Origin of the sequence: Conexibacter sp. DBS9H8 (assembly GCF_023330685.1) — a bacterium.
Classification (GTDB): domain Bacteria; phylum Actinomycetota; class Thermoleophilia; order Solirubrobacterales; family Solirubrobacteraceae; genus Palsa-465.
On sequence record NZ_CP097128.1, the window covers coordinates 2480261 to 2493068 of the forward strand.

General features: G+C 70.6%; 16 protein-coding genes. 1 reads left to right on the forward strand and 15 read right to left on the reverse strand.

All coding sequences use genetic code 11. The features are described from left to right. Positions 1–34: 34 nt before the first annotated feature. The 14 genes from M3M55_RS11805 to M3M55_RS11870 form a co-directional block, all read right to left on the reverse strand. Entirely contained in the window at positions 35–964 is a 930-nt protein-coding gene (locus M3M55_RS11805; protein WP_249009702.1) for a phosphatidate cytidylyltransferase, read from the reverse strand. 2 nt (positions 965–966) lie between these two features. Further along, positions 967–1725, reverse strand: coding sequence for a polyprenyl diphosphate synthase (gene uppS / locus M3M55_RS11810; RefSeq protein ID WP_249009703.1), 759 nt, complete (start codon positions 1723–1725; stop codon positions 967–969). Beyond that, complete coding sequence (gene frr, locus M3M55_RS11815; RefSeq protein WP_249009704.1) at positions 1725–2294, reverse strand: ribosome recycling factor; 570 nt, start codon at positions 2292–2294, stop codon at positions 1725–1727. The genes uppS and frr overlap by 1 nt, the downstream gene beginning before the upstream one ends. Next, a complete protein-coding gene (pyrH, locus tag M3M55_RS11820) occupies positions 2291–3028 on the reverse strand; it encodes a UMP kinase (protein ID WP_249009705.1) in 738 nt (245 codons plus the stop codon). Before pyrH ends, frr begins: the two co-directional genes overlap by 4 nt. Positions 3029–3060: 32 nt before the next feature. Next, positions 3061–3663: a translation elongation factor Ts gene (gene tsf, locus M3M55_RS11825; protein ID WP_249009706.1), complete on the reverse strand. Its 603-nt coding sequence runs from the start codon at positions 3661–3663 to the stop codon at positions 3061–3063. Further along, a complete protein-coding gene (gene rpsB, locus M3M55_RS11830; RefSeq protein WP_249009707.1) occupies positions 3664–4923 on the reverse strand; it encodes a 30S ribosomal protein S2 in 1260 nt (419 codons plus the stop codon). Between the two features lie 120 nt (positions 4924–5043). Beyond that, on the reverse strand, positions 5044–5931 hold the full coding sequence (locus tag M3M55_RS11835; protein ID WP_371878762.1) for an RluA family pseudouridine synthase: 888 nt from the start codon (positions 5929–5931) through the stop codon (positions 5044–5046). Between the two features lie 22 nt (positions 5932–5953). Beyond that, complete coding sequence (gene lspA, locus M3M55_RS11840; RefSeq protein ID WP_249009709.1) at positions 5954–6448, reverse strand: signal peptidase II; 495 nt, start codon at positions 6446–6448, stop codon at positions 5954–5956. Then, complete coding sequence (locus M3M55_RS11845) at positions 6441–6743, reverse strand: YggT family protein (protein WP_249009710.1); 303 nt, start codon at positions 6741–6743, stop codon at positions 6441–6443. Before M3M55_RS11845 ends, lspA begins: the two co-directional genes overlap by 8 nt. Positions 6744–6748: 5 nt before the next feature. Beyond that, entirely contained in the window at positions 6749–7504 is a 756-nt protein-coding gene (locus tag M3M55_RS11850; RefSeq protein ID WP_249009711.1) for a pyrroline-5-carboxylate reductase, read from the reverse strand. 77 nt (positions 7505–7581) lie between these two features. After that, positions 7582–8109, reverse strand: coding sequence for a cell division protein SepF (locus M3M55_RS11855; RefSeq protein WP_249009712.1), 528 nt, complete (start codon positions 8107–8109; stop codon positions 7582–7584). 53 nt (positions 8110–8162) lie between these two features. Next, a complete protein-coding gene (locus M3M55_RS11860) occupies positions 8163–8825 on the reverse strand; it encodes a YggS family pyridoxal phosphate enzyme (RefSeq protein ID WP_249009713.1) in 663 nt (220 codons plus the stop codon). Beyond that, on the reverse strand, positions 8822–9517 hold the full coding sequence (locus tag M3M55_RS11865; protein ID WP_249009714.1) for a polyphenol oxidase family protein: 696 nt from the start codon (positions 9515–9517) through the stop codon (positions 8822–8824). The genes M3M55_RS11860 and M3M55_RS11865 overlap by 4 nt, the downstream gene beginning before the upstream one ends. 64 nt (positions 9518–9581) lie before the next feature. Then, positions 9582–10787: a hypothetical protein gene (locus M3M55_RS11870; RefSeq protein ID WP_249009715.1), complete on the reverse strand. Its 1206-nt coding sequence runs from the start codon at positions 10785–10787 to the stop codon at positions 9582–9584. Between the two features lie 158 nt (positions 10788–10945). On the opposite strand from M3M55_RS11870, the gene M3M55_RS11875 reads away from it, so the two are divergent. Then, a complete protein-coding gene (locus M3M55_RS11875; RefSeq protein WP_249009716.1) occupies positions 10946–12415 on the forward strand; it encodes a PQQ-binding-like beta-propeller repeat protein in 1470 nt (489 codons plus the stop codon). Here M3M55_RS11875 and M3M55_RS11880 read toward each other — a convergent pair. Beyond that, positions 12375–12665, reverse strand: coding sequence for a Dabb family protein (locus M3M55_RS11880; protein WP_249009717.1), 291 nt, complete (start codon positions 12663–12665; stop codon positions 12375–12377). The two genes, M3M55_RS11875 and M3M55_RS11880, sit on opposite strands and share 41 nt — an antisense overlap. Between the last annotated feature and the right edge of the window lie 143 nt (positions 12666–12808).

Below are 12808 nucleotides of genomic sequence, written 5' to 3' on the forward strand. Positions count from 1 at the left end.
GGGCTCGGGGCCGCGGAGCCGACGGTGATCTGCTCTAGTGCGGGACGAGCGCCCAGAGGTAGTAGCCGGCGATGACGGTGAAGGCGACTGCGTCGAGGCGGTCGAGCACCCCGCCGTGGGCACCGAAGACCCGCCCCGCGTCCTTGGCGCCGGCATCCCGCTTGACGAGCGATTCGAACAGATCCCCGACCGGTCCGAGCAGGGCGATCGCGAGCCCGAGCCCGAGCGCCTCGGTCTGAGTCATCCATGTCGACTGATACAGGTGGGCGACGAACACGGCGACGATCGCGACGATCATCCCGATGATCAGCCCCTCGACCGTCTTGTTCGGGGAGATCTCCGGCGCGAGCCGGCGGTGGCCGAAGGCGCGACCCCCGAAGTAGGCCCCGATGTCCCCGAAGAACGTGCCGACGAGCACGTCGATGACGACCCCGCCGCCGTGGGGGAGCTGGCGCAGCAGCACCGCGTGGGCGAAGGCCATCCCGAGCCAGAAGACGCCGAGCAGCGTCCCGGCGATCGCGACCGTCGCGTCCTTGACGGCCGGCCGGGTCGCGACGGCGACGAGCAGCAGCGGGAGGGCGAGCATCGCCACGCCGATCACATCGACAAGCCCGCCGAACCGGGCGGCCGCGCACATGCCGACGAGGACGACGTAGCCGACCCACGGGACCGGCCGCCAGCGGTCGAGCATCCGGTAGAGCTCGGTCAGCCCGAGCACGCCGAAGACGGCCATGAACAGCGCCCAGCCGGTCCCGCCGAGGTCGACGAAACCGATCGCCAGAAGTGCCGCGGGGATCGCGACGATCACCCGGGCCGACAGGTCCGAGCCGCCCGACCGGGCGCCCGCCGACGTCCCGCGCGCGCCGCGTCCGCCCGCACCGCCGCGGCGGCTCGCGCCGACGGGACGGCTCGACGTGGCGCGCCGGCGCGGATCCCCGGCCGGCGGGCGGCGGTCGGCGGACACGCTCAGCGCCCCCCGAAGCGGCGTTGACGACGGGCGTACTCGGCGAGGGAGTCCGCGAACGCCTCCCGGGTGAAGTCCGGCCACAACTCCTCCCGGAAGATGAACTCGCTGTAGGCCGATTGCCACATGAGGAAGTTGGAGGTCCGGAACTCGCCGCTCGTGCGGATGATCAGGTCGGGGTCATGCATCTCCGGCGCATACAGGAGCGACCGGAACTCCTCCTCGCTGTCACCGGAGAAGCGCCGGGCGGCGTCGACGATCTCGGCCCGGCCGCCGTAGTTGAAGGCGACGAACAGGGTGATCCGATCGTTGGCGGCCGTCTCGGCCTCTGCCCACTCCATCATCTCAACGAGGCGGGTCGAAACCGGGCTGCTCCGTCGCCCGATGAAGCGCATGCGGACGCCCTGGTCCTTCAGTTCGGGTGTCTCGATCCGGATCCGTCGGGCGAACAGACGCATCAGGCCGCTCACCTCCGCCCGCGAGCGGCCCCAGTTCTCGGTGCTGAAGGAGTACAGCGTCAGCTCACGGATCCCGAACCGGACCGCGTCACGGAGGCGCTCCTTGACCGTGTCGGCCCCGGCCTCGTGCCCACGGAGAGCCGACAGGCCACGCTGCTGGGCCCAGCGTCCGTTGCCGTCGGTGATGATCGCGACGTAGCGGGGGTGCTCGTCGCTCCCCTCCCCCGCCGCGGCGGGGGCCGGGCCCGACGTGGGCGGGCCCGGCAGATCGGTGCCGACTTCCCCGGCGGGCACGGCGCTCACTAGACCTCGAGGATCTCGGCTTCCTTGACCTTCAACAGCTCATCCAGCTCCCCGACATGGGCGTCGGTCACCTTCTGGAGCTCCCCTTCGGCCCGGTGCTCGTCGTCGGCGCCGACCTCACCGTCCTCCTTGAGTTCGCGAAGGTCCTGGAGCACGTCACGGCGGACGTTGCGGATCGCCACCCGGCCGTCCTCTGCGAGCTGACGGGCGACCTTGACCATCTCGCGGCGGCGCTCCTCGGTGAGCTCGGGAAGGTTCAGCCGGATCATCGAGCCGTCGTTGTTCGGGGTGAGACCGAGGTCGGACTCCTGGATGCCCCGTTCGATCGCCTTGATCGACCCCTTGTCAAAGGGCTGAATCGTCAGCATCCGCGGCTCGGGCGCGTTGATCGTCGCGAGCTGCTTGAGCGGCGTCGCGGTGCCGTAGTAATCGACGCTGACCCGGTCGAGCAGGTTCGGGCTCGCCCGTCCCGCGCGGACGGTGCTGAACTCGTGCCGGGTCGCCTCCACGGCCTTGGCCATGCGCTCACGCGCGTCGTCGAGAAGGGCGCTCACCAGATCGTCGGTCATGTCCTCACCAAGGTTCCCACTCGTTCGCCGGAGACGATCCGGTCGATGTTGTCACCGCCGGCCATGTTGAACACGACGATCGGCAGCTGATTGTCCATACACAGTGCGAAGGCCGTCGAGTCCATCACCGCCAGGCCACGGGTGAGCGCCTCCTTGTGCGTGATCTCGGGAATGAACTCGGCGTCGGGATCCTTACGAGGGTCGGCGCTGTAGACACCCTCGATCCCGTGCTTGGCCATCAACACGACCTCCGCGTGGATCTCCGCGGCGCGTAGCGCCGCGGCGGTGTCGGTGGTGAAGAACGGGTTGCCGGTTCCCGCCCCGAAGATCACGACACGGTGCTTCTCCAGGTGGCGGACCGCCCGGCGTCGGATATAGGGCTCGGCGACCTCGGAGATCGGGATCGCCAACTGGACCCGGGTGGTGACGTTCGCCTTCTCGAGCGCGTCCTGGAGGGTGAGAGCGTTGAGCACCGTCGCGAGCATGCCCATGTAGTCGCCGCTCGCGCGGTCCATCCCCTCCGCGGCGGCGGCGAGCCCGCGGTAGATGTTGCCGCCGCCGACGACGATCGCGACCTCGACCCCGCGGCGGTGGACCGTCGCGATCTCCGCGGCGATCTCCCGCACGCGCACCGGGTCCGTCCCGTAGCTCATCTCGCCCATCAGAGCCTCACCGGACAGCTTGAGCAGCACCCGCCGGTAGACGGGTGCCGGCTCGGTTGGCGTGCCGCTCACCGGCTCAGCCTCATCCCGCCGCGCGCGGGCGCTCAGCTTCCGACCTGAAAGCGGGTGAACCGGCGGATGATGACGTTCTCGCCCGTGTCGGAGGCCAGCTTGGCCCGCAGGTCCTCGATCGTCTTCTCCTCGTACTTCGGGTTGACGTGGGCCTGGCGCAGCAGGACCGTCTCGTCGAGGAACTTGTTGATCTTCCCCTCGACGATCCGTTCACGAACGTTCTCGGGGCGGTCCATCGCCTGCTCCGCCGCGATCCGGCGCTCGGACTCGATCAGATCGGCCGGGATGTCCGCGTCGCTGACGCCGAGCGGGGCGGCGGCGGCGATGTGCATCGCGAGGTCCTTGGCAAACTGGACGAAGTTGTCGTTACGGGCGACGAAGTCGGTTTCACAGTCGACCTCGACGAGGACGCCGACCTTGCCGTTGGAGTGGATGTAGGTCTGGACGGTCCCCTCCGTCGCCTCATTGCCGGCGCGCTTGGCCGCCTGGGCTTCGCCGCGGGCGCGGAGGAGCTCGACGGCCTTCTCGACGTTCCCCTCGGCCTCGATCAGCGCCTTCTTGCAGGCCATCATCGCCGCGCCGGTGAGGTCGCGCAGGTTCTTGACTTGGGCGGCGGTCACTTCGGTGACGCTCATCTAGTTCTCCTCAGCGGTCGGGGTGGCCTCAGCGGGTTCAACGACGCCCGCCTCCGGCGCGGTGGTCGGGGCAGGCTCGGCCGCGACCGGGGTCTCGGGGGCCTCGGCCGTCTCCGGAACCGATGGCGCCTCGGCGGGCGCCGCTGCGGCCGGCGCGGCCGCGGCGGGGGTGGGCTCGGCGAGCGCGGGTTCGGCGGGGACAGACTCGGCGGGCGTCTCCTCGGCGTGGGTGGGCTCGGCGGCCGCAGGCTCCTCGCTCACCTCGGTGACGGGCGGGATCGGCTCCTCGCTCACCTCGGTGATCGGTGGGATCGGCTCTTCGATCTCGGTGATCGGCGGAATCGGCTCGTGGTCCTCGATCTCGGTGATCGGCGGAATCGGCGTGTTCGCCTCCGCCTCGAGTCGAGCCGCCTCCGCGGCCGCGGCCGCTTCGGCCTCGGCGCGAGCCCTCTCCTCCGCCTCGGCGCGAGCCTTCTCCTCCGCCTCGCGGCGGGCGCGCTCCTCCGCCTCGCGGCGGGCGCGCTCCTCCGCCTCCCGGCGCTCGCGCTCGAGGCGGGCCTTCTCCTCCTCCGCTCGGAAGGCCTGGCGACCGTTGGCGACGACGTCGCCGATTGCCGCGGCGATCGCCTGGCAGGAGCGGATCGCGTCGTCGTTGCCGGGGATGACGAAGTCGATCCCCTCCGGGTCACAGTTCGTGTCGACGAGCCCGATGATCGGGATCCGCAGGCGTCGCGCCTCCTGGATGGCGATCGCCTCGGTCTTCAGGTCGATCACGAACACGGCGTCGGGGGGCCGCTGCATGTGCTTGACACCGCCGAGGTTCGCCCGCAGCTTGGCGAGGTCGGCCTGCGCGGCCATCCGCTCGCGGGTCGGCAGCAGCGCAAGCTGACCCTCGGCCTCATAGCGCTCGAGATCGTGGAGGCGCTTGATCCGCCCGGAGATCGTCTGGAAGTTCGTCAGCAGACCGCCGAGCCAGCGGTGGTTGACGTAGGGCATGTCGGCCGCTTCGGCCGTGTCCTTGATCGCGTCCCGGGCCTGCTTCTTGGTCCCGACGAACATCACCGTACCGCCCCGGCGGGCGACGTCGGCGGCGAAGTTCTGGGCGGTCTGGAGCAGATCCTCGGTCTGCAGCAGGTCGATGATGTAGATGCCGTCACGCTCACCGTGGATGAAGCGCCGCATCTTGGGGTTCCAGCGCCGCGTCTGATGGCCGAAGTGCACACCGGCCTCGAGCAGCTCTTTGATTCCGACCTGAGCCATGTTGTCTCCCTTGTTGGACGTCCCCGGCAGGTGGACGCGGACTTCCCGGGCGGGAAGCAGGGCCGCGCACCGACAATAAATCCGCCGGGTGTGAGATGGTTGGTACTGCGGCGAGCGAGTTTAGCCGCCCCGGGCCGCGGCGAGCGCACGCTCGAGGTCGCCGGGCAACGGGCTGTGCAGATCGATGGGCTCGCCGGTGCCCGGGTGGGTGAAGGCGAGCCGGGCGGCGTGGAGGAACTGTCGCTCGAGGCCAAGGGCGGGCCCTGCTCCGTAGGTCGGATCGCCGATCACCGGGTGGCCGATCGCCTGGAGGTGGACACGGATCTGGTGGGTGCGGCCCGTCTCGAGGCGCACCCGCAGCAGAGTGGTGGCCGCGCACGCCTCAACGATCTCAAAGTGGGTCACCGCCGCCCGCGGCGTGTCGGTGTCAAGCGAGTGCAGCGTCCGGCTGTGCCGATCGCGGCCGATGGGCGCGTCGATCGTCCCGGCGCGCGCCTCCGGTCGGCCGCCGACGAGGGTGAGGTACTCGCGGCGCACCTCACGCGCCTTGATCTGAGCCTGCAGTTCACGCTGAATCCGCTCGGTGCGGGCGACGACGAGCAGGCCCGAGGTGTCCCGGTCGAGGCGGTGGACGATCCCGCCACGGTCGACGCTGAGGCCGAGGGCCTGGGAGAGCGTTCCCTCCCGGTGGCCGCGGCCGGGGTGGACGACGAGTCCGGCCGGCTTGTCGACGACGAGCAGATACTCGTCCGTGTAGGCGACCGTGTAGGCGACCGTGGGGCCGCCGGGCTCACTGCCCGGCGCCGGCGGCGGAGGCTCTCCCGTCAGAGGCTCCGCGGGGGCGGTGAGGGCGGGTGCGGGCGCGGCAACGCGCACGCACTCGCCGGCACGGACGGCGTGGCGTTTGAGGACCTGGACGCCGTCGACGGTCACGCTCGCCTCCGCGATCAGCGTCACCGCCTGGGTCCGTGAGCCCACGTGGGGGGCCAGGAACGCGTCCAGGCGCATCCCGTCCGCCTCCGCCGGGACGTCAAGTTCCAGGTCGGCCACCGAACTCCACCAGGAGCACGAGGATGATCACGCCGAAGGTGATCGACATGTCCGCGACGTTGAAGGCCGGCCAGTGCGGCAGCTTGATGAAATCGATCACGCTGCCGCGCGTGACGCGGTCGATCAGGTTGCCGATCGCGCCGCCGACAAGCATCCCCGTCGGCAGCCACAGCCAGCGCCGGGTCACCCCGAAGATGAGGTACCCAAGCAGACAGGCGAGCGCCACCGCGGTGGCGACGTAGACGGCGATCCCGCCACCGGCCAGCACCCCGAAGGCGACGCCGGTGTTGCGGACGTAGACGAACTCGAGCACCGATCCGATCACGTGCCGGTGCTGGCCGGGAGCGATGCTCGTCCCGATCGTGTGCTTGGCCAACTGATCGAGCCCGACGACGATGAGGACGACGACCCCGGCGCGGAGCGCCGCCGTGCGCCGCCGCAGCGGCGCGGGAGCGGCGGCGGTCAGCTCAGGCATTGAGCAGCGATCGGATCACCTCATTGAGGATGAGCAGGACGAAGATCGCGACCATCGGACTGAGGTCGACCGGGCCCAGCGGCGGGATGAACTTGCGGAAGATCCGAAGGTAGGGCTGGGAGACCTCGGCGAGAAAGCTCAGCACCGCATCGGACCAGCGGGCATACGGTGGTCGAACCCCGAAGCCGAGCAGCAGGTTGGTCAGCAGAAAGAGCAGCAGCAGGACGATGTAGACGACGATGACGGCGCCGATGTAGCTGCCGATCTGGGAGGTGACGGAGGCGCCGAGCAGCATCGCAATCACTTCCGGGAGGGTCCGACGACCGCGTCAGCGGCCTGGTGGAAGGCGGACCGGAGCCCGGCCGCCTCAAGCGCGGCGAGCCCGCGGGCGGTCGACCCGCCTGGGCTCGTCACCTCTCGCCGGACCGCCAGCGTGTCGCGGTTGCGGCGCAGGAGCAGCTCGGCGGTCCCGGCCATCGTCTCAATCACGAGGTTCTCGGCATCCCAGGGACGCAGGCCGAGCCGGATTCCCGCGTCGATCTGCGCCTCGGCGAGCAGCGCCTGATAGGCGGGCCCGACGCCGCTGAGGCTCGTCGCGGCGTCGAGCAGACCCTCGGGCACGCTGACGACGACACCGAGTTCCCGAAACAGGCCCAGAATGGTGGCCTCCACCGCCGGATCCGCCTCCGGGTCCGCGGCGTAGACGATCGCCCCGCGCTGCACCTCGACGGGCGTGTTCGGCATGATCGCGAAGCAGCGGGCTCCCGGCAGCGCGGCGCGCAGCGCCGCCGTCGGGGTCGCCCCGAGAACGGAGACGACGGTCGTCGCGGCCCCTGAGATCTCGGCGGCCACCTGCGCGAGCTGATGGGGCTTGTGGGCGAGCACGAGGACGTCCGCCCGTTGCGCCGCCTCGAGGTTGGAGACCCGCTCCCCGCCCACCTCGTCGACGATCGCCTGGGCCCGTCCGGACCCGGCGTCGGAGACGAGCACCGGGCGGCCCCACCCGCGCGCAAGGGCGCGAGCCATGTTTCCGGCGCCGATCAGGCCGATCACCATGAGCCCAAGCCTAGTTGGTCTGTGTGCCGCTGATCGCCTCGGGCCGAGTGGGAACCGTCCCGGAACCGCCCTGACGGTCAGCTCTGGTTGAAGAAGTCGTTGGAGGCGAGGCTCGCCCGCTCCTCCGCCGACAGCTCGACGCCCTCGGGGGTGAGCAGAAACACCTTGTCCGCGATCCGCTGCATCCCACCGTCGAGTGCGTAGGTGAGCCCGGAGACGAAGTCGATCAGCCGCTTGGACAGGTCGTGGTCGGCATTCTGCAGGTTGAGGATCACCGGGATCGACGCCTTGAACTTGTCACCGACGTCCTGGACGTCGTTGAAGTTCTTCGGGGCGACGAAGTGGAAGCTCTGGCGGCTGCTGCGGGTCGCCACCGGCCGCAGGGTCGCGGTCGGGCGGCTGTACCCGCTGTCCTCGTCGGCGAAGATGTCGTCGTAATCGTCGCGCCGGCGGCGGGACTGGGGAAGGCGGCGGACGGTGGGTCGTTCGCGATAGGTGTCCTGCATCTGAACCTCCGGCTCCGAGTAGGGCTCGAACTCGTCCTCATAGGCCTCATCTTCGGCGAGGCCGAAGTAGACGAGGGTTCGGTGCCATGTGTCGCGCATTGCCATATCGCCGAGTGGTTCGCCTTCGTCCGGAATTTCCCTGCCCGCACCCATTATGACGCGGTGAACAGACCGCGTCCGAGCCGAATGATCGTCGCCCCCTCCTCGAGCGCGACACGGTAGTCCTGGCTCGTGCCCATGCTCAACTCCCTCAGGCCGTGCGCGTCCGCAAGTTCGGCGAGGGCGCGAAAGGCGGGTCGGCTCTCCTCCGGCGCCGCCGCCCGGGGCGGCATCGTCATCAACCCGGCGACGGGAACCGGGCAGCGGGCGAGGAAGCGCGCGAGTCCCGCGGGCGCGATCCCGGCCTTGGCCGGGTCGGCGGCGACGTTGACCTCGATCAGCACCTGGGTGTCGCCCGGATCGTGGCGGGCGAGCTGGGCGAGCGCGCTCTCGGAGGCGAGTGAGTGGATGTAACGGACCCGGCCGAGCAGCGCCGCGACCTTGCGGCTCTGCAGCGCGCCGATGAAGTCCCAGTGGGCGAACCGGTCGATCCCGGTCTGCTCCTGCTTGGCGAGCAGGTCTTGGACGCGGTTCTCCCCGACCGTGACAATCCCGCCGGCCGCCAGCGCGGGCAGCAGCTCGCCGGGAAGGTACTTGATCGCCGCGAGGATCTCGACCGTGGCGGGATCCCGTCCGGCCGCGGCGATCTCGGCCCGGACGCGCGCGAGGTTCGCGGCAACGTCGCCAGGCTCGAGGTGGTGGACGGGCTCGATCACGTGAGCCAACCGATGCCGGCCTGACGGCCCGTGTCGCCGTGGTCGCGTCGGTGGCTGAAGAACCGTCCCGGATCCGAGCAGATCGTGCACAGGCCGACGTCATGGACCTCGGCGACCCCGGCGTCCCGGAGCTGGGTCGCGGCGATCAGCTTGAGGTCGAGGTTGGCCCCACGGCTCGCCCCGTAGCCGGTGAAGGTGTCGCGCAGCTCGTCGCCGACCGCATAGCAGCAGGGGCCCGCACCCGGTCCGATCGCGGCCCCAACCGGGCCGGAGCCGAGCCGACCCAGTTGGGTGACGGCGGTCGCGAGAATCCCGTCCGCCAGACCCCGCCACCCGGCGTGGACGGCGGCGACCGCGGCCCCGTTGGCGAGAATGACCGGGAGGCAGTCGGCGGCGAGGACGAGCGGAGCGACCCCCGGCGTGGCGGTGAGCAGACCGTCCGCCTCGATCCACGGTGCCGCCGGGTCCGTCGCGACGTCGACGATGTCGACCCGGCTACCGTGCACCTGCTTGCGCCAGGCGAGCCCGACGCCGAGCCGAGCGGCGAGCCGCGCCCGGTTGGCGGGGGCGCGAGGGTCCCCGGTCAGCAGCCCGAGGTTGCCGGCCGCGACGGTGCTGAAGAGCGCACGGGCTCCCGGCAGGTCGACGGTGATCTGATCCGTATCCCAGACGAACGGCGCCGGCAGAACCACCGCTCCAGCGTACCGGGTGGCTGGGTCCCGGTTCGGCTGCGGCGGGGGCTCTCGCGGGGCAGACTCACAGGGCAGCGAGCGCGGCGGCGAGCTGGCTGGCGGCATCTGGGGCCTCGTCGTCGAGCATCGCCGCCCGGGCGGCGGCAAGTCCGCGCGCGATCGCCGGACCGGCGGGAACGCCGGCGGTGAGGAGGTCGGCGCCGCCGATCGCCAGGCGGCGGTGACGGAGCTCAACGAGCCACTCACGCGCCGCGTTGGCGGGATGGATCGCGCCGGCGAGGGCGATAAGTTCAGGGTCGCTGTCGGGCCCGCCGGCCGCCCAGTCGATCTCGGACGGCGCGCTCGCATACTCGAGGCGGCGGGAGACCCGCTCGGCCTGGGCGACCGTGCGGGCAATCACGTCGCGGTCCTCGGCAGGGAACCCCCAGCGATCAAGCAGTTGGGCGGCCACCTCAGCGGAGCTGCCAAGGAGGGCGGCGGCAAGGACCGTCCGGTCGCGCCGGTCCTCGGGCTCGAGCAGGGCGAGCGCTCGGCGGGCGAGTTGATCGTCGATGAGGCCGAGTTGCGTGGCGATCCGTCCGTCGATTTTCAGCTCCCGGAGGGCGACCATCGCCCGCACAGGGTCGGGCTCGCACAGCAGCTTGCGTAACTCGTTGCCGATCCGCACGCCGGTGACCGTCGTGAGCACCCCCGCCGTGAGAGCGGCCTCGATCTCGTCCCGTGTCCGCTCCTCGACGGAGAAGTCGAGCCGAGCCGCGTAGCGAGCGAGGCGCACCAGGCGGGTCGGATCGTCGAGGAACGATCGCTCGTGCAGGGTCGCCAGCTGCCGTTCTGCGAGGTCGCGCTCGGCCGTCGGTGCGCAGCGGAGCGTGCCGCGTTCGGGCCCGGTGAGACAGACCGCGAAGGTGTTGACGGTGAAGTCACGCCGGCGGAGGTCCTCCGCCACGGTGGCCGGCGCGACGGTCGGGAGCGCTCCGGGCCGGGGATAGGTCTCGCGCCGGGCGCGGGCGAGGTCGACACCGCCGACCCGTGCGGTGAGAAACCGCTCATGTCGAACCGGCTCGCCGCCGAGCGCGGCGGCAACCGGCCCCAAAGGCCCGTCGACGATCAGGTCGACGTCGGCGGGAACCCGCCCGAGCAGGAGATCGCGGACCGCACCGCCGACGACCCACAGGGCCGGGGTGAAACCCCCGCCCAGTCGGGCGATCAGGCGGCTCGGCTCGGTCAGGTCCTCAAGCGCGGACAGCAGGTCGGCGGGTCGCGTGGCCATGGCGGGATCTTGCCAAGCCGACCGGGATCTCCGCCGCCCGTCCCGGGTCTCGACACGGCGGCGTTCGCGGCGAACGCCAACCCGATCACAACCGACGCGCAACCCGGGGAGCGTCCGTTGACCATCACCGGCGGCGAGGGGCCGGTAACCTGACGACGATGCCGGACGACGACGAACGCCCAAGCGGGCGTCGGCTGAACGGCAGGTTGGCGCGCCGGCTGATGGCCGGTGCGGGCGCTGCGGTGCTGCTCGTCGTGGCCGCCGTCGTCTTCGTTCTGGTGCATGCACCTCACAACGTCTCGCACCCCAACCTGTCCTTCACCGCCCCGACGACCTCCACCACCACCACCGCCGCCCCGCCCCCGCCTGACCACTTCCTGTGGCCGCGCTACGGCTACGACCTCGCACGCACCCGGGCGTTCACCGGTGCCCCCGATCTGCACCCCCCGTTCCGGCGGGGCTGGACCGTCGGTCAAAACGCGCTGCTGGAGTTTCCGCCCGTCATCGACGGCCACACCCTCTGGTACATGGATGACAACGCCACCGTCAAGGCGGTCGACACGATCACCGGTCGCGTCCGCTGGCAGCGGCGGATCGGCCGTCTCGCCGCCGCCAGTCCGGTGCTCGACCCCGCCAAAGGACTGCTCATCGTGCCGACCCTGTCGGACACGGGCTCCTCCCCCGGCAGCGGCCAGGTGATCGCCCTGTCGATGCGAACCGGCGCGACCATCTGGCATCACTTTCTGCCCTCCGGCAGCGAGTCCTCCGGGCTCATCGCCGGCGGTTCTGTCTACTTCGGCGACCAGGCCGGGACGGTGTACTCGATGAACGCCGCGACCGGTCACGTCAACTGGACCTTCCAGGCGAGCGGCGCGGTCAAGGGCGGAGCGGCGCTCTCCGGGGAGAACCTCTATGTCGACGACTATGGCGGTCACGTCTACGACATCAACGCCCGAACCGGCCACCAGATCTGGGCGGCGTCGGCCAACGGCGCCGCGCTCGGCTTCTCCAGCGGGACGTTCTACACGACGCCGGCGGTCGCTTTCGGCCGCGTCTACGTCGGCAACACCTCCGGGTACGTGTATTCCTTCACCGCCAACACCGGGCAGCTCGCCTGGTCCTACGGCACGGGGGCTTACGTCTACTCATCGCCGGCGGTCGCGGACATCCCCGGACTGGGACCGACCGTCTACCTCGGCTCCTACAACGGCGACTTCTACGCCTTCAACGCGCGCTCGGGCGCGGTCCGCTGGGTACACCGTGACGCCTACGGCGACCGGATCTCAGGCTCACCGACGATCGTCAACGACGTCGTCTACTACTCCGATCTCGACGACAAGCTCACGACCGGCCTCAACGCCCGCAGCGGCAAGGTCGTCTTCACCTTCCACGACGGAGCCTTCTCCCCGGTCGTCGCGGACCCGACCCACCTCTATCTCGTCGGCGGCTACACGCTGTATCAGCTGCTCCCCGCCTCCACACGGCGGACGAGTCGCCCGCCCGCCGCTCCGCCCCGAAGCCGTACCGGACACTCCGCCCCTCGGCAGAGCCGATCCGGTCCGTCGGTGGTCCGCCGGAGCCGCCCGGTCAGTCGGAAAGCTCGAACTGGACGCGGGCGATCTCACTGACCTGCAGGGCGAGCCGTGCCCGCAGCCGGTTGTGCTCGGCGTCCAGGTCATAGGCCCGGTAGCTGACCTCATCCTCGAAGTCGGCGACGATGGCAAAGCTCCAGTTCCCGTCCCGCAGGCCGAGGTCGTCGCCGAGCGTGTAGCGCCGACATCCAGGTGGGTCGAGCGCGCGAAAGCCAGCCTGAACCGCGGCGACCTCCGCGCGGTCGTGGTCCTCTCGTAGGGCCACCATCACGACGTTGCGGATCATCGAGTCGATCTTAGTGGTTGGCGAGGGCATTCCTGAACGACCGCCACCGCATGATCCCTGGCGGCGATCGGTTGCAGCCGACCGCCGGCGCGGCCCGGTTTCCTCCAAACTGCAGCACAAATCCTTGCTCGTTGAAGGACTCT